This is a genomic window from Pseudomonas sp. TH21 (assembly GCF_016651025.1).
GTDB lineage: Bacteria > Pseudomonadota > Gammaproteobacteria > Pseudomonadales > Pseudomonadaceae > Aquipseudomonas > Aquipseudomonas aylmerensis.
Window position 1 is genome coordinate 334,332 of record NZ_JAEKEQ010000001.1, and the last position, 17,352, is coordinate 351,683.

The window sequence follows — 17,352 nt, forward strand, 5'->3', positions numbered from 1 at the left end:
TGGGAGCGGGCTTGCTCGCGAAGGCGGTGTGTCAGTCGGCCCATCTGAGCCTGACACTCCGCCTTCGCGAGCAAGCCCGCTCCACATTGGATCTGTGCTCAGCCACAGATCCGATTAGAACAAGTCGATCGGCGCCGCCTCATCCGCTGGCAGCGGGCTGCCCGGCGCAACGCCATTGCCCAGCTCGTTGACCGACGGCGGGGTGTCTTCGCTCTTGAACAGTTCGAAGTACGCATTCGGCGTGCTTGGCGAGGCCGCGCGGCCACTGACAGGATCGATCCGCAGGCTGAGGATGCCTTCCGGCTCGGGTTGGGTATGCAGCGGCTTGTCCTTCAGGGCGGCGCCCATGTAGCTCATCCAGATCGGCAGCGCGACGGTGCCGCCGAACTCGCGACGGCCGAGGCTTTCCGGCTGGTCGTAGCCGGTCCACACGGTGGTCACGTAGTCGGCGTTGTAGCCGGAGAACCAGGCGTCCTTGGAATCGTTGGTGGTACCGGTCTTGCCCGCGATATCCGCCCGGCCCAGGGCCAGGGCGCGACGGCCGGTGCCTTTCTTGATCACGTCTTCCAGGATGCTGTTGAGGATATAGGTGGTACGGCCATCCACCACGCGCTCGGCCACGGCAGGTGCCTGCGGCTCGGTCGGGGCCGTGGCATTTGCCGCAGGCGGTGTACCTGGGGTCGGCTCGATGGTGATACCGCCGTTGCCCGGGGCCGCCACGCCATCGGTGGCCGCCACGCCGTTGACCACGTCACCCGGCACGCGTGGCGGGTTGGCGGTGAACAGGGTGTCGCCATTGCGGCTTTCGATCTTGTCGATCAGGTATGGCGTGATCTTGTAGCCGCCGTTGGCAAAGGTGCTCCAGCCGGTGGCGATCTCCATCGGCGTGAGGGTCGCGGTGCCCAGGGCCAGCGACAGGTTCGGCGGCAGGTCCGACTTGTTGAAGCCAAAGCGGGTGATGTAGTCGATGGTCTTGCCCACGCCCATCGCTTGCAGCAGTCGGATCGACACCAGGTTGCGCGACTTGTACAGCGCCTCGCGGATGCGGATCGGGCCGAGGAAGGTGTTGGTGTCGTTTTTCGGGCGCCAGACCTTGTCCAGGTACTCGTCGACAAACACGATCGGTGCATCGTTGACCAGGCTGGCGGCGGTATAACCATTATCCAGTGCGGCACTGTAGATGAACGGCTTGAAGCTCGACCCTGGTTGACGCTTGGCCTGGGTGGCGCGGTTGTAGTTGCTCTGCTCGAAGGCGAAGCCACCGACCAGCGCGCGGATCGCACCGTTCTGTGGGTCCAGCGATACCAGCGCGCCCTGGGCCAATGGCACCTGGCTGAATTTGAGGCTGTCGTCCTTCTGGCGCTGCACGCGGATCAGGTCACCGACTTGCGCGACGTCCGACGGCTGCTTGGGCATCGGGCCCATGCTGTTGGTGTTCAGGAACGGGCGTGCCCATTTCATGCTGTCCCACGCCACATGCGCTTCGCCGGTGCGGGTCAGGACCTGCAAGCCATCTTTCTTCACCTGGGTGACGATGGCGGGCTCCAGGCCACTGATCGGGCGTTGCTTGCCCAGCTCGGTGGTCCAGGCGCTCAGGGTCTTGCCCGGCAGGCGCGATTCCGGGCCACGGTAGCCGTGGCGCTGGTCGTAGGTGACCAGGCCGGAATGCACCGACGTGTTGGCGATTTCCTGCAGGTCGCTCGGCACGGTGGTGGTCACGCGGAAACCTTCGGTGTAGGCCTCGCTGCCGTAGCGGCCGACCATCTCGGCGCGCGCCATTTCGGCGATATACGGCGCGTTCACTTCTGGCGTCGGCACGTGATAACTGGCGTTCAGCGGCTCGGCCACGGCGCTTTCGTAAGCGGCCTGGTCGATCTTGCCCAGCTTGTACATGCGCCCCAGGATCCAGTCGCGACGCTCCTTGCTGCGCGCCGGGTTGGCCAGCGGGTTGAAGCGCGACGGGGCCTTGGGCAGGCCGGCGATCATCGCCATCTGCGCCAGGCTGGCGTCACGGATCGACTTGCCGTAGTACACCTGCGAAGCCGCCTCGATCCCGTAGGCACGGTTGCCCAGATAGATTTTGTTGACGTACAGCTCGAGGATTTCATCCTTGGTCAGCTGGCGTTCGATCTGCAGCGCCAGGAGGATCTCGGTGGCTTTACGCGAAAAGCTGCGCTCGCTGGTGAGGAAGAAGTTCTTCGCCACCTGCATCGTGATGGTGCTGCCGCCGGATTGAATGTGTCCGCTTTTTACCAATTGGGTGGCTGCGCGCACCAGGCTGCTGGGGTCGACGCCATAGTGGTTGGCAAAATTATCGTCTTCGGCCGACAACAAGGCGCTGATGAAATTGGGTGGAATGTCGGCAAAACGGATCGGTGTGCGGCGCATTTCGCCGAACTCCGCGATCAGTTTTTCATCGCTGCTGTAGACCCGCAAAGGAATCTGCAACTGGATACTTCTCAGGGCCTCTACGGAGGGCAAACCCGGACTAAGGTAGAGATAGGCCCCGCTGAGCACGAGCAGCAGCCCGCAGACGATCGCGACAATGGAGTACCCGAAAAACTTCAGCAGACGAATCAAGGCTTTTGGATTTCCAGAGAAAAGAATGAGTTAGGCGTCGGGGCATGCATGGCAAACGATGGATCAACCCGAGCTGCAGATAAAAAGCGGGAAAAAACGCTGGGCATTAAAGCATTTTTCGGCTTCGGACGTCATTCGCACAGGTTCAACAAATCGACCGAATGCATGGCGCCCGACGGCAATCAGGCGGTATGACAGGCAAAGCTTTAGGGAGTTTTATGCGAAAGGGATTTTTCAGGCGAAAAACCGACACCCTCCTGGGCGTCGATATCAATGACACGGCCATCAGCCTGGTCGAATTGAGTCATTCAACCGCCGGTTACACCATTCAAGGCTACGCCACCCAGGCGCTGCCGGCCCATGCGGTGGTGGACGGTACCTTGCTGGATCTCGAGGGGATCGGGCATGTCCTGCAGGCTGCATTGGCACGGCTGCGAACCTCGGCGCGCGGGGCTGCCGTGGCGGTGTCCGGGCCCTCGGTGATCACGCGGGTGATCGAAATGGAAGCAGGCCTCAGCGACGACGAGATGACATGGATGATCCAGATGGAGGCGGACCAGTACATCCCGTACCCATTGGATGACGTGAGCATCGACTTTCAGGTGCAAGGGCAATTGTCCCAGGACCCGGCGCGGGTGCAGGTGCTGCTGGCTGCGTGCCTGAAGGCGCAGGTGGAGGCGCGCGAGGCGGTTTTGGCGCTGGCCGGGCTGGTGCCGAAGGTGGTGGACGTCGAAGCGTTTGCATTGGCGCGCGCTTGCAGTCAGGATTTCGCCAGCTTCACGCCGGGCCATCGAGTCGATGGTGCACAATGGGCCTTGGATGCCCAAGGGATGGGAATTGCTTGCGGGTTGGCCCTGAGGAGTTTCGCTTGATGACACGAATCAATCTTTTGCCTTGGCGCCAGGCGCTGGCAGAGCGGCGACGCAAGTACTTCCTCGCGTGTTTGCTGGCGTTCGCCTGTGTGGCGCTCGCAGCCGTGTGGCTGGCGGACCAGGTGATCGACCAGGCGATTGACCGGCAAGTGACGCGCAATGACCACCTCGGCAAGGAAGTCGGCGTGCTCGATTCGCGCATCAAGACCATCGACGACCTGCAGGAGCAAAGCCAGCAACTGGCGGAGCGCATGAAGGTCGTACAGGACCTGCACGACTCCCGCTCATCCGGCGCCCAACTGCTGGACCAGTTGGCCCGCGCGGTGCCTGAAGGAGTACACCTGCATGAAGTCGTGGCGAAGGGCGACACGCTGAGCATCAGCGGCAGTGCTGAATCGAGCCAGGACATCGCCCAGTTGATGCGCCGCCTGGAGGCGTCTGAAGGCGCCCACGCCACGCGGCTGCAGCATGTGCGCACCGAAGGCATGCGCGGCAACAATGAATTCCAGCTGATGGTGCGCCAGGGAGAGTCCACCGAGGCTCAACCATGAGCCTGCCCAGGCTCGATATTTCTGCACTCACTCACAACGCTGCAAAATGGCCCCTACCTGGCAAGGCCCTGCTGGGCTGTGCGCTGGCGGGCGTGGTGCTGGTGATGGGTGAGTGGATGTACCTCGGCCCGTCGCGGGAGCGGTTGCAGCAGCTGGAGCGCGAGGACGTCGCTTTGCAGCAGCAGCTTGCGCAAAAAAGCGCCTTGTCGGCCAGCCTTGAGGCACGGGTCCATGAGCTTGCACTCAAGCAGGCGAAGTTCGACGAGCTGTTGCAGGCGCTGCCCGCCGAATCGCAGATGCCCGCTTTGCTGGAGGACACCGCTCGGTTGGCGCTGGCCAATGGTTTGCTGATCGAAAGCATCGCCCCGCTGGATGAGCAGCCACGGTCTCTGCACGGCGAGCAGCCGGTGCAGATCGGCGTGACGGGCGCTTACCACGACCTGGCCACGTTCGTGAGTGCCTTGGGCGGCCTGGCACGACTCACCACGGTGCACGATGTCGCCCTGCGCCGTGATGGCAAGCTGCTGCGCCTGGACCTGCTGGCCAGGACCTATTGGCATGCGCAGCAGGGGCGGGGAATAGCCGTTCAGGCCCAGCCGTTTGTCTACGATGCTTTTAGCCTGCGCGACCCGTTCCAGCCGCTTGCCGTCCAGGTCGATCATGTGCGTGGCCGCGCGGCCCATGCGCCGGACCTCACCCGGGCGCGAGGCATCCTCGAGAGCCTGGCGGTGGATCAGCTCGAAATGGTCGGTACCTTGTCTCGCGGGCTGCAGACCTATGCCTTGCTGCGTGCCACCTCCACGGTGCATCGCCTCGCGGTCGGGGATTACCTGGGGCCGGACCACGGCCGGGTGACGGCCATCCATGAGGGGCATATAGAACTGGTGGAATTGTTCCCCGATGAACAGGGCGCATGGCTGGAGCGTCCGCGAACCCTCGCGTTAAACGTCAACTCATAACGGAATAAACCAATGAAAAGGACTTTCTCGTCCTTCGGTGTGGCGCTATGGATAGCGTTCACGGCACCGATGGCTGCTGCTGTGCCCAATCGTGTGGATCTGATCCAGCTGCCGCCCCCCGGCAGCGCGGCATCGAACACCTATACCGGCGACAAGCTGAACCTCAACTTCCAGAACATCGAGCTGCGCGCCGTGCTGCAGCAAATCGCCGATGTCGCGGGCCTCAACCTGGTGGCCAGCGACGACGTGCAGGGTTCGATCACACTGCGCCTCAAGGATGTGCCGTGGGATCAGGCGCTCGACCTGGTGCTGCAGGCCAAGGGCCTGGATAAGCGGCTGAAAGCCGGTGTATTACTGGTGGCGCCTGCCGAGGAGCTGGCTGCCCGCGAACTGTTGACGCTGGAGTCGCGCAAACAGATGGCCGAGCTGGCGCCCTTGCGCCGCGAGCTGCTGCAGGTCAATTACGCCAAGGCCGCGGACCTGGCCAAGCTGTTCCAGTCGGTGGCTGGCCTTGAAGGCAGCACCGATGAGCGCGGCTCGGTGGCGGTGGACGACCGCACCAATAACATCATCGCCTACCAGACCCGCGAGCGTTTGGACGAGCTGCGGCGAATCGTGGCGCAGCTGGATATCCCGGTGCGCCAGGTGATGATCGAGGCGAGGATTGTCGAGGCCAATGTCGATTACGACAAAAGCCTGGGCGTGCGCTGGGGAGGTGGACTCAGTCGCGGTGGTTGGGGCGCTGGCGGCATTCAGAAACCTTTGCCCGACGGCATGGAGCCTGTGGAAAACCCGGCCAGCGCACCGTTTGTCGATATGGGCTCGCTGGCCGGTACCTCCGGCCTGGGCATCGCCTTCATCACCGATAATTTGCTGCTGGACCTTGAGCTGACCGCCATGGAGAAAACCGGTAACGGGGAAATTGTCTCGCAACCCAAAGTGGTCACCTCTGACAAGGAAACCGCACGCATCCTCAAGGGCACCGAGATTCCCTACCAGGAATCCAGCTCCAGCGGTGCCACGTCGGTGTCGTTCAAGGAGGCTTCGCTGTCGCTGGAAGTCACCCCGCAAATCACCCCGGACGGCTGGGTGATCATGGAGGTCAAGGTCACCAAGGATGAGCCCGACTACCTGAACAAGCTCAATGACGTGCCGCCGATCAAGAAAAACGAGGTCAACGCCAAGGTGCTGGTCAAGGATGGGGAGACCATTGTGATTGGCGGGGTTTTCTCCAATACCCAAAGCAAAGTGGTAGATAAAGTGCCATTTTTGGGCGATGTGCCGTATCTTGGCCGCCTTTTCCGGCGCGATGTGCTGGCGGAGAAAAAATCCGAGCTGCTGGTATTCCTGACTCCGCGTATTATGAATAACCAGGCGATTGCTGTGAGTCGTTGATTCTGTGCGAAATTTGATTCTTGTAGGACCGATGGGGGCTGGAAAAAGCACCATCGGCCGTTTGCTGGCCAAAGAGCTGCGCCTGCCATTCAAAGATTCCGACAAGGAAATTGAATTGCGCACGGGTGCCAATATCCCATGGATCTTCGATAAGGAAGGCGAACTGGGCTTTCGCGACCGCGAGCAGGCGATGATTGCCGAGCTGTGCGGCTGCGATGGCGTGGTATTGGCGACCGGCGGTGGCGCGGTGATGCGCGAGGAAAACCGCCGGGCGCTGCATGCCGGAGGTCGCGTGGTCTATCTGCATGCGTCGGTGGAACAACAAGTGGGCCGTACCGCCCGCGATCGCAATCGCCCGTTGTTGCGCACCGCCGACCCGGCCAAGACCCTGCGGGATCTGCTGACGCTGCGCGACCCGCTGTATCGGGAGATCGCCGATCTGGTGGTGGAAACCGATGAGCGGCCACCGCGGATGGTGGTGCTCGACATTCTTGAGCGCCTGCAACGGCTGCCACCCCGTTAAAGCCAGGCCCGAAATGCGCTATTCTCGGCGGCGCGCTATCACCCTTGCGGGTGTGGCGTAGAGCCATCAGGCAACGTCTGATCTGGACGTTACCGGTCGTCAATACATCTTCAACGCGGGGACACATGCAGACACTTAAGGTCGATCTAGGCGAGCGCAGCTACCCGATCCATATTGGCGAAGGTCTGCTGGACCAGCCCGAGTTGCTCGCACCGCATATTGCCGGGCGGCAAGTGGCGATCATCTCCAACGAAACGGTCGCGCCGCTGTATCTTGAGCGTCTGAGCCGCAGCCTGTCGGCGTATTCCGTGATCTCGGTGATCTTGCCCGACGGCGAAGCCCACAAGAACTGGGAAACCCTGCAACTGATCTTTGATGGCCTGCTGACCGCGCGTCATGACCGCCTTACCACCGTGGTCGCCCTGGGCGGCGGTGTGATCGGTGACATGGCCGGCTTTGCGGCCGCCTGCTATCAGCGTGGCGTGGACTTTATCCAGGTGCCGACCACCTTGCTGTCCCAGGTCGATTCCTCGGTGGGTGGCAAGACCGGTATCAACCACCCGCTGGGCAAGAACATGGTTGGCGCGTTCTACCAGCCCCAAGCCGTGCTGATCGACACCGCGACCCTCAACACCTTGCCGCCGCGCGAGCTGTCGGCCGGGTTAGCGGAAGTCATCAAGTACGGGCTGATCTGTGACGAGCCGTTCCTCACCTGGCTCGAAGAGCACGTAGACGCCCTGCGCAACCTGGACCAGGCGGCACTCACCGAAGCGATTTCCCGCTCCTGCGCCGCCAAGGCGCTGGTGGTGAATGCCGACGAACGGGAGTCCGGTGTACGGGCCACCTTGAACCTGGGTCACACCTTCGGCCATGCGATCGAAACCCACATGGGCTATGGTGTGTGGTTGCATGGGGAGGCCGTTGCGGCTGGCACTGTGATGGCATTGGAGATGTCGCACCGCCTGGGCTGGATCAGTGCCCAGGAGCGTGATCGTGGTATCCGCCTGTTCCAGCGCGCCGGTTTGCCGGTCATCCCGCCTGAGGAGATGACCGAGGCGGACTTCCTCGAACATATGGCGATAGACAAGAAAGTGATCGACGGTCGACTGCGACTGGTGCTGCTGCGCCACATGGGCGAAGCAGTGGTGACCGACGATTATCCGAAAGAGATTTTACAGGCCACGCTGGGAGCGGATTACCGCGCCCTGGCCCAGCTTAAAGGTTAATAAGATCCCGATGACTAGTTTGCATGCCGACGAGGCGTTCCTCGGCCATTACCAGCTCAGCCACGACCCCTTTGCTCCACGGGTGCCTGGCTTCAAATTTTTCCCGGCCCAGCGCAAGCCGGTGCTTGGGCAGTTGCACCATCTTGCGCGCTACAGCCAACTGCTGCTGGTGGTGACCGGCCCGTTGGGCAGCGGCAAGACCCTGCTGCGCCAGGCCCTGGTGGCCAGCACCAACAAGCAGTCGGTACAGAGCGTGGTGGTCTCGGCTCGCGGCGCCGGTGATGCAGCGGGCGTATTGCGCCAAGTGGCCCAGGCGTTGGACGTGTCCACTGCCGAGCCGAATGCGATCCTCAAGCAGGTGGTGCAGTTGGGCCTGACCGGCCAGGAAGTCTACCTGTTGGTGGATGACGCCGAACAACTCGACGAATCCGCCCTGGAAGCGCTGCTGGCGCTGGCGGCGGGTACGCCCGAAGGTCGCCCCCATGTGTTCCTGTTCGGTGAGTCGTCGTTGATCGCCGATCTGGAGCAGATCAGTGGCGATCAGGAGCTGTTCCACGTCATCGAATTGCAGCCGTACGAAGAGGAAGAAACCCGCGAATACCTGGCTCAACGCCTTGAAGGCGCAGGGCAGGGCATCGAACTTTTCTCCGCTGCGCAGATCTCTGATATTCACGAAAGCTCCGACGGCTGGCCTGGCACCATCAACCAGGTCGCCCGCGATGCCATGATCGAAGCCATGATTGCCAGCCGCTCTGCGGTCAAGCGTCCAAAGATGGGGTTCACTATGCCTAAGAAGCACGTATTGGCGATTTCCGCCGTTGTCGTGGTCGCCGTTGCCGCTGCCTGGCTGATCCCGGGTCGCAGCAAGGCACCGACGACTGCCGGCGCGCCAACCGAACAGGCGCAGTTGCCACTGGGCAAGCCCACGCCAAATGTCGAGTTCGCCAACTCCGGCCAACCGACCAACCTGCCGATGGTCGGCCAGCCGGTGATGCGCGGCCCGCTCGCCGAAGAAGCCGGCGGCATCTCCGAAGGCGACGACGGCGTGCCGGTGGAAGGCTCCAGCGCCACACCGCCGACGGTCACCACCACTGCACCACCTGCGGGTGTGCCAGCGGGCCAGCCGGCTGCCAAGCCGACGCCGGCACCTACCGTCGCCACGGCCAAGCCTGCGCCAGTGACCAAGCCGGTCGCCCCTGCACCAGCCGCCAAGCCCGCTCCGGCACCGGCTGCCAAGCCTGCAGAAAAACCCGCCGCCACCGTTGCCAAGGCTGGCGCCGCCGGCAGCAGTTGGTACACCAGCCAGCCGACCGGTAACTTCGTGGTGCAGATCCTCGGCACCAGCTCCGAAGCCAACGCCCAGGCGTTCGTGAAAGAGCAGGGTGGCGAGTACCGTTATTTCAAGAAAGTGCTCAACGGCAAGCCTCTCTACGTGATCACCTACGGCAGTTTCTCCAGCCGTGCCGCTGCTGATTCTGCGATCAAAACCTTGCCAGCGAAGGTCCAGGCTGGTAAACCTTGGCCACGCACTGTTGCCAGCGTTCAACAAGAACTCGCAACAACTCGCTGAAGATCCGGCGGCCTTACCCAGGCCGCCCTCCCGGCACCTCAAAAAAAACTACAACAGCGTGCAGCCCTGAAGGCCGCGCGCTTTGTGGTGTCTGCGTCACAGTAGCTTTTGAGTCGTAGCGGTCAGAATTAAAAAAGTTTTGACTAGCACAGCATATCGCTTTAAACCTTTCATAAATGCGACATAGATTTGCGACATTTCGTCGCTAAATTTGTGAGCGTTCGTGTCGGTGTGTACAATGACCTCCCTTTTGCCCCCGCTAAGCCGGCGTACGTTCGGCGTGGAAGGTAACCGGTTGAATTGAAAAGAAATTTGCCTCGATATAAGAGGCAGCCTGGTGAGAAAGTGTCTATGAAAGCAGGTCTGTACCAACCCGATGAATTCAAGGATAACTGCGGTTTCGGCCTGATAGCCCATATGCAGGGCGAGCCCAGTCATACCCTTTTGCAAACGGCCATCGAGGCCCTGACCTGCATGACCCACCGTGGTGGGATCAACGCCGACGGCAAGACCGGTGACGGTTGTGGCTTGCTGATTCAAAAGCCCGACCAGTTCCTGCGTGCTGTCGCCAAGGAGCATTTCGGCACCGATTTGCCCAAGCAGTACGCCGTGGGCATGGTGTTCTTCAACCAAGACCCGGTCAAAGCCGAAGCCGCTCGCGAGAACATGAACCGCGAGATCCTGGCTGCCGGCCTGCAACTCGTCGGCTGGCGCAAAGTGCCGATCGACACCAGCGTGCTCGGCCGCCTGGCCCTTGAGCGCCTGCCGCAGATCGAGCAAGTGTTCATTGCCGGTGATGGCCTGAGCGACCAGGACATGGCGATCAAGCTGTTCACCTCGCGTCGTCGTTCGTCCGTGGCCAACGCCGCCGACACCGACCACTACATCTGCAGCTTTTCCCACAAGACCATCATTTATAAAGGCCTGATGATGCCGGCGGACCTGACCGCCTTCTATCCAGACCTGAGCGATGAGCGCCTGCAAACCGCGATCTGCGTGTTCCACCAGCGCTTCTCCACCAACACCCTGCCGAAATGGCCGCTGGCCCAGCCGTTCCGCTTCCTCGCCCACAACGGCGAGATCAACACCATCACCGGTAACCGCAACTGGGCCGTGGCCCGTCGCACCAAGTTCGCCAACGATTTGATGGACCTGGAAGAGCTCGGCCCGCTGGTCAACCGCGTCGGTTCCGACTCCTCCAGCATGGACAACATGCTCGAGCTGATGGTCACCGGTGGCATCGACCTGTTCCGTGGCGTGCGCATGATCATTCCGCCAGCGTGGCAGAACGTCGAAACCATGGACCCGGATCTGCGTGCATTCTACGAGTACAACTCGATGCACATGGAGCCGTGGGACGGTCCGGCCGGCGTGGTCATGACCGACGGTCGCTACGCCGTGTGCCTGCTCGACCGCAACGGCCTGCGCCCGGCGCGTTGGGTGACCACCACCAACGGCTTCATCACCCTGGCGTCGGAAATCGGCGTGTGGAACTACCAGCCCGAAGACGTGATCGCCAAGGGCCGTGTAGGCCCTGGCCAGATCCTGGCCGTGGACACCGAGACCGGGCAGATCCTCGACACCGACGCGATCGACAACCGCTTGAAGTCGCGTCACCCGTACAAGCAATGGCTGCGCAAGAACGCCCTGCGCATCCAGGCGACCATGGAAGACAACGACCACGGTTCGGCTTTCTACGACGTCGACCAGCTCAAGCAGTACATGAAGATGTACCAAGTCACCTTCGAGGAACGCGATCAGGTGCTGCGTCCGCTTGGCGAGCAAGGCTACGAGGCGGTCGGCTCCATGGGCGACGACACGCCGATGGCCGTGCTGTCCCAGCGCGTGCGCACGCCGTACGACTATTTCCGCCAGCAGTTCGCCCAGGTGACCAACCCGCCGATCGATCCGCTGCGTGAAGCCATCGTGATGTCCCTGGAAGTCTGCCTCGGTGCCGAGCGCAACATCTTCCAGGAATCGCCTGAGCACGCTTCTCGCGTGATCCTCAGCTCGCCAGTGATTTCGCCGGCCAAGTGGCGCTCGCTGATGACCCTGGATCGCCCGGGCTTCGACCGCCAGATCATCGACCTGAACTACGACGAGAGCCTCGGTCTAGAAGCCGCTGTGCGCAATGTCGCCGACCAGGCCGAAGAAGCCGTGCGCGCCGGTCGTACCCAGATCGTGCTGACCGACCGCCACATCGCGCCGGGCAAGCTGCCGATCCACGCGTCCCTGGCCACCGGCGCGGTACACCACCGCCTGACCGAAAAAGGCCTGCGCTGCGATTCCAACATCCTCGTCGAAACCGCTACTGCCCGTGACCCGCATCACTTTGCGGTGCTGATCGGCTTCGGCGCCTCGGCGGTGTACCCGTTCCTCGCGTACGAAGTCCTCGGCGACCTGATCCGTACCGGCGAAGTCCTCGGCGACCTCTACGAGGTGTTCAAGAACTACCGTAAAGGCATCACCAAGGGCCTGCTGAAGATCCTGTCGAAGATGGGCATCTCCACCGTCACCTCGTACCGTGGCGCGCAACTGTTCGAAGCCATCGGCCTGTCCGAAGAAGTCTGCGAGCTGAGCTTCCGTGGTGTGCCGAGCCGTATCAAGGGCGCGCGTTTCGTCGATATCGAAGCCGAGCAGAAAGCCCTGGCAGCCGAAGCCTGGAGCGCGCGCAAGCCGATCCAGCAAGGCGGCCTGCTGAAGTTCGTCCACGGCGGCGAATACCATGCGTACAACCCGGACGTGGTCAACACCCTGCAAGCTGCCGTGCAGCAGGGCGACTACGCCAAGTTCAAGGAATACACGAGCCTGGTGGATAACCGCCCGGTGTCGATGATCCGCGACCTGTTCAAGGTGAAGACCCTGGACACCGCGATGGACATCAACGAAGTCGAGCCGCTGGAATCGATCCTCAAGCGCTTCGACTCCGCCGGTATTTCCCTGGGCGCCTTGTCGCCCGAGGCTCACGAAGCCCTGGCCGAAGCCATGAACCGCCTGGGTGCGCGTTCCAACTCCGGTGAAGGCGGTGAAGACCCGGCGCGCTACGGCACCATCAAGAGTTCGAAAATCAAGCAGGTGGCCACCGGCCGTTTTGGTGTGACCCCGGAATACCTGGTCAACGCCGAAGTGCTGCAGATCAAGGTTGCCCAGGGCGCCAAGCCCGGTGAGGGCGGCCAGCTGCCAGGCGGCAAGGTCAACGGCCTGATCGCCAAGCTGCGTTACGCAGTACCCGGCGTGACCCTGATCTCGCCTCCGCCGCACCACGACATCTATTCGATCGAAGACTTGTCGCAGCTGATTTTTGACTTGAAACAAGTCAACCCGCAGGCCCTGGTCTCGGTGAAGCTGGTGGCGGAAGCCGGCGTGGGCACCATCGCCGCTGGCGTGGCCAAGGCCTATGCCGACCTGATCACCATCTCCGGCTACGACGGCGGCACCGGCGCATCGCCGCTGACCTCGATCAAGTACGCCGGCGCGCCGTGGGAACTCGGCCTGGCCGAAACTCACCAGACCCTGCGCGGCAACGACCTGCGCGGCAAGGTCCGGGTGCAGACCGACGGCGGCTTGAAAACCGGCCTCGACGTGATCAAGGCTGCGATCCTCGGCGCCGAGAGCTTCGGCTTCGGTACTGCGCCAATGATCGCCCTGGGCTGCAAATACCTGCGCATCTGCCACCTGAACAACTGCGCCACCGGCGTCGCGACCCAGAACGAGAAGCTGCGCAAGGATCACTACATCGGCACCGTCGACATGGTGGTGAACTTCTTCACCTACGTCGCCGAAGAGACCCGTGAGTGGCTGGCCAAGCTGGGTGTGCGTTCCCTCGAGGAGCTGATCGGGCGTACCGACCTGCTGGATATCCTCGAAGGCCAGACCGCCAAGCAGAACCACCTCGACCTGACGCCGCTGTTGGGCAGTGATCACATCCCGGCCGACAAGCCGCAATTCTGCCAGGTGGATCGCAACCCGCCGTTCGACAAAGGCCTGTTGGCCGAGAAGATGGTCGAGATGGCTGCTTCGTCGATCAACGATGTCAGCGGTGGCGAGTTCGCCCTGGATATCTGCAACTGCGACCGTTCCATCGGCGCACGGATCTCCGGCGAAATCGCGCGCAAGCACGGCAACCAGGGGATGGCGAAAGCACCGATCACCTTCCGCTTCAAAGGCACCGCTGGCCAGAGTTTCGGCGTGTGGAACGCCGGCGGCCTGCACATGTACCTGGAAGGCGATGCCAACGACTACGTGGGCAAGGGCATGACCGGCGGCAAGCTGGTGATCGTTCCGCCTGCAGGCAGCGTGTACAAGACCCAGGACAGTGCCATCATCGGCAACACCTGCTTGTACGGCGCCACCGGTGGCAAGCTGTTCGCCGCCGGTACGGCCGGTGAGCGTTTCGCCGTGCGTAACTCCGGTGCCCACACCGTGGTGGAAGGTACCGGCGATCACTGCTGCGAGTACATGACCGGTGGCTTTGTCGCGGTACTGGGCAAGACTGGTTACAACTTCGGTTCGGGCATGACCGGCGGTTTCGCCTACGTGCTCGACCAGGACAACACCTTCGTCGACAAGGTCAACCACGAGTTGGTCGAGATCCAGCGGATCAGCGGCGAAGCCATGGAATCCTACCGGAACCACTTGCAGCACGTGCTGGACGAGTACGTCGAGGAGACCGGCAGCGAATGGGGTCGTAACCTCGCCGAAAACCTCGATGATTACCTGCGTCGTTTCTGGCTGGTCAAGCCCAAGGCTGCCAACCTGAAGTCGTTGCTTTCCAGCATCCGTGCCAACCCGCAATAAGTGCAGTCGCCAGCGGCAAGCTTCAAGCCGCAAGTGAAATGCAGTGCGCGGTATGCCGGTTAATGTGATTTTCTTGCAGCTTCAAGCTTGCCGCTTGGAGCTGTCGTGTAAGAGGTTTTGAAGATGGGCGAACGTCTCAATAACGACTTCCAATTCATCGATGTCGGGCGCAAAGATCCGAAGAAGAAACTGTTGCGTCAACGCAAGAAGGAGTTCGTGGAAATCTACGAACCCTTCAAGCCCCAGCACTCGGCCGACCAGGCCCACCGCTGCCTGGGTTGCGGTAACCCGTATTGCGAATGGAAGTGCCCGGTGCACAACTTCATTCCCAACTGGCTCAAGTTGGTGGCCGAGGGCAACATCCTTGCCGCCGCCGAGCTGTCGCACCAGACCAACACCTTGCCGGAAGTGTGTGGCCGGGTGTGCCCGCAGGATCGTCTGTGCGAAGGTGCGTGCACCCTCAACGACGGCTTCGGCGCGGTGACGATCGGCTCGGTGGAGAAGTACATCACCGACACCGCGTTCGCCATGGGCTGGCGTCCGGACATGTCCAAGGTCAAGCCGACCGGCAGGCGCGTTGCGATTATCGGCGCGGGCCCGGCGGGCCTGGGCTGTGCCGACGTGCTGGTGCGTGGCGGCGTGACCCCGGTGGTGTTCGACAAGAACCCGGAAATCGGTGGCCTGCTGACCTTCGGCATCCCCGAGTTCAAGCTGGAAAAAACCGTCCTGAGCAATCGCCGTGAAGTCTTCACCGGCATGGGTATCGAGTTCCGTCTCAATACCGAAATCGGCAAAGACATCACCATGGAGCAACTGCTCGAGGAATACGATGCGGTGTTCATGGGCATGGGCACCTACACCTACATGAAGGGCGGCTTTGCCGGTGAGGACCTGCCGGGGGTGTATGACGCGCTCGACTTCCTGATCGCCAACGTCAATCGCAACCTGGGCTTTGAAAAGTCGCCGGAAGATTTCGTCGACATGAAAGGCAAGAAGGTCGTGGTACTCGGCGGTGGCGACACCGCGATGGATTGCAACCGTACCTCGATCCGCCAGGGCGCCAAGTCGGTGACCTGTGCGTACCGTCGTGACGAAGCGAACATGCCCGGCTCGCGCAAAGAAGTGAAGAACGCCAAGGAAGAAGGGGTGAAATTCCTCTACAACCGCCAGCCGATTGCTATCGTCGGTGAAGACCGCGTCGAAGGCGTGAAGGTGGTCGAGACCCGTCTCGGCGAACCGGATGCCCGTGGCCGTCGCAGCCCCGAGCCGATCCCGGGTTCCGAAGAGATCATCCCGGCCGATGCCGTGGTCATCGCATTCGGTTTCCGCCCAAGCCCGGCGCCGTGGTTCGAACAGTTCCAGATCCAGACCGACAGCCAGGGCCGCGTCGTCGCCCCGGAACAAGGCCAGTACAAGCACCAGACCAGCAACCCGAAAATCTTCGCCGGTGGCGATATGGTGCGCGGTTCTGACCTGGTCGTGACGGCGATCTTCGAAGGCCGCAATGCCGCCGAAGGTATCCTGGATTACCTGGGCGTCTGACGACGCCAGCAGCCAGCTTCAAGCAATGAGCTGCACGCTGGAAGCCCCGATACTTGGGGCTTGCAGCTTGAAACTTGGCGCTGCTTTTATGCGACAAATTGACCCGATAGACAAAAGGCACGGCGCATTCCGTGCCTTTTGCGTCGCGCTCTGAGAAAATGCCCGCACTTTTTTTGCGGATGCCGACATGACTGCCCTCAAGAACGACCGTTTCCTTCGTGCCCTGCTCAAGCAACCCGTGGACGTCACCCCTGTGTGGATGATGCGCCAGGCCGGTCGCTACTTGCCGGAATACCGCGCCAGTCGCGCCAACGCCGGCGATTTCATGAGCCTGTGCATGAATCCTGCGTTCGCCTGCGAAGTCACCATGCAGCCGCTGGACCGCTACCCACAACTGGACGCGGCCATCCTCTTTTCCGACATCCTCACCATCCCCGACGCCATGGGCCAAGGCCTGTATTTTGAAACCGGCGAAGGCCCGCGTTTCAAGAAAGTCGTCAGCACCCTGGCCGATATCGAAGCTCTGCCGATCCCTGATCCGCACAAAGACCTCGGCTATGTGATGGACGCCGTCAGCACCATCCGCCGCGAGCTGAATGGCCGCGTGCCGCTGATCGGCTTCTCCGGCAGCCCATGGACCCTGGCCACCTACATGGTCGAAGGCGGCTCGTCGAAAGACTTCCGCAAGACCAAGGCCATGCTCTACGACAACCCGCAGGCCATGCACCTGCTGCTGGACAAGCTGGCGCAGTCGGTCACCTCCTACCTCAACGGCCAGATCATGGCCGGTGCCCAGGCAGTACAGATCTTCGATACCTGGGGCGGCAACCTGTCGGCCGCGGCGTATCAGGAATTCTCCCTGGCCTATATGCGCAAAATCGTCAGCGGCCTGATCCGCGAACACGAAGGCCGTAAAGTGCCGGTCATCATGTTCACCAAGGGCGGCGGCCTGTGGCTCGAAAGCATCGCCGATGCCGGTGCCGATGCATTGGGCCTGGACTGGACCTGCGACCTGGGCGATGCCCGTCGTCGGGTCGGCAACCAGGTGGCCCTGCAAGGCAACATGGACCCGACCGTGCTGTACGCCAAGCCGGAAGCGATCCGCACCGAAGTCGGGCGCATCCTGGCCAGCTATGGCAAGGGCACCGGTCACGTGTTCAACCTCGGTCATGGCATCACCCCGGAAGTGAACCCGGAGCACGCTGGTGCGTTCCTGCAGGCGGTGCACGAACTGTCCGCGCAATACCACAACTAACACGCAAAACAACTGTGGGAGCGGGCTTGCTCGCGAATGCGGTGTATCCACTGACACTGCGCATTCGCGAGCAAGCCCGCTC

At 62.0% G+C, this 17,352-nt stretch carries 11 protein-coding genes; 10 read left to right on the plus strand and 1 reads right to left on the minus strand.

The window, feature by feature from the left end:
- Positions 1-114 precede the first annotated feature (114 nt).
- Positions 115-2,577: a penicillin-binding protein 1A gene (locus JFU04_RS01420; RefSeq protein ID WP_446739691.1), complete on the minus strand. Its 2,463-nt coding sequence runs from the start codon at positions 2,575-2,577 to the stop codon at positions 115-117.
- A gap of 221 nt (positions 2,578-2,798) precedes the next feature.
- On the opposite strand from JFU04_RS01420, the gene pilM reads away from it, so the two are divergent.
- The 10 genes from pilM to hemE all read left to right on the plus strand — a co-directional run bounded on the left by pilM (position 2,799) and on the right by hemE (position 17,270).
- Positions 2,799-3,452, plus strand: coding sequence for a type IV pilus biogenesis protein PilM (gene pilM / locus JFU04_RS01425; RefSeq protein ID WP_201143383.1), 654 nt, complete (start codon positions 2,799-2,801; stop codon positions 3,450-3,452).
- On the plus strand, positions 3,452-4,003 hold the full coding sequence (locus JFU04_RS01430) for a PilN domain-containing protein (protein ID WP_065899935.1): 552 nt from the start codon (positions 3,452-3,454) through the stop codon (positions 4,001-4,003). Before pilM ends, JFU04_RS01430 begins: the two co-directional genes overlap by 1 nt.
- On the plus strand, positions 4,000-4,962 hold the full coding sequence (locus tag JFU04_RS01435) for a pilus assembly protein PilP (RefSeq protein ID WP_201143384.1): 963 nt from the start codon (positions 4,000-4,002) through the stop codon (positions 4,960-4,962). The genes JFU04_RS01430 and JFU04_RS01435 overlap by 4 nt, the downstream gene beginning before the upstream one ends.
- Before the next feature lie 69 nt (positions 4,963-5,031).
- Entirely contained in the window at positions 5,032-6,357 is a 1,326-nt protein-coding gene (locus JFU04_RS01440) for a type IV pilus secretin PilQ (protein ID WP_106805373.1), read from the plus strand.
- 4 nt (positions 6,358-6,361) lie between these two features.
- The gene (gene aroK, locus JFU04_RS01445) at positions 6,362-6,880 is read left to right on the plus strand and encodes a shikimate kinase AroK (protein WP_065899941.1); all 519 of its coding nucleotides are present in this window, start codon (positions 6,362-6,364) and stop codon (positions 6,878-6,880) included.
- Between the two features lie 125 nt (positions 6,881-7,005).
- A complete protein-coding gene (aroB, locus tag JFU04_RS01450; RefSeq protein WP_201143385.1) occupies positions 7,006-8,106 on the plus strand; it encodes a 3-dehydroquinate synthase in 1,101 nt (366 codons plus the stop codon).
- A gap of 10 nt (positions 8,107-8,116) precedes the next feature.
- Complete coding sequence (locus JFU04_RS01455; RefSeq protein WP_065899945.1) at positions 8,117-9,676, plus strand: SPOR domain-containing protein; 1,560 nt, start codon at positions 8,117-8,119, stop codon at positions 9,674-9,676.
- A gap of 351 nt (positions 9,677-10,027) precedes the next feature.
- Positions 10,028-14,473: a glutamate synthase large subunit gene (gltB, locus tag JFU04_RS01460; RefSeq protein WP_201143386.1), complete on the plus strand. Its 4,446-nt coding sequence runs from the start codon at positions 10,028-10,030 to the stop codon at positions 14,471-14,473.
- 123 nt (positions 14,474-14,596) lie between these two features.
- Positions 14,597-16,015, plus strand: a complete 1,419-nt coding sequence (locus tag JFU04_RS01465) for an FAD-dependent oxidoreductase (RefSeq protein WP_201143387.1) — start codon at positions 14,597-14,599, stop codon at positions 16,013-16,015.
- A gap of 187 nt (positions 16,016-16,202) precedes the next feature.
- Complete coding sequence (gene hemE / locus JFU04_RS01470; protein WP_065899950.1) at positions 16,203-17,270, plus strand: uroporphyrinogen decarboxylase; 1,068 nt, start codon at positions 16,203-16,205, stop codon at positions 17,268-17,270.
- The last annotated feature ends 82 nt before the right edge of the window (positions 17,271-17,352 follow it).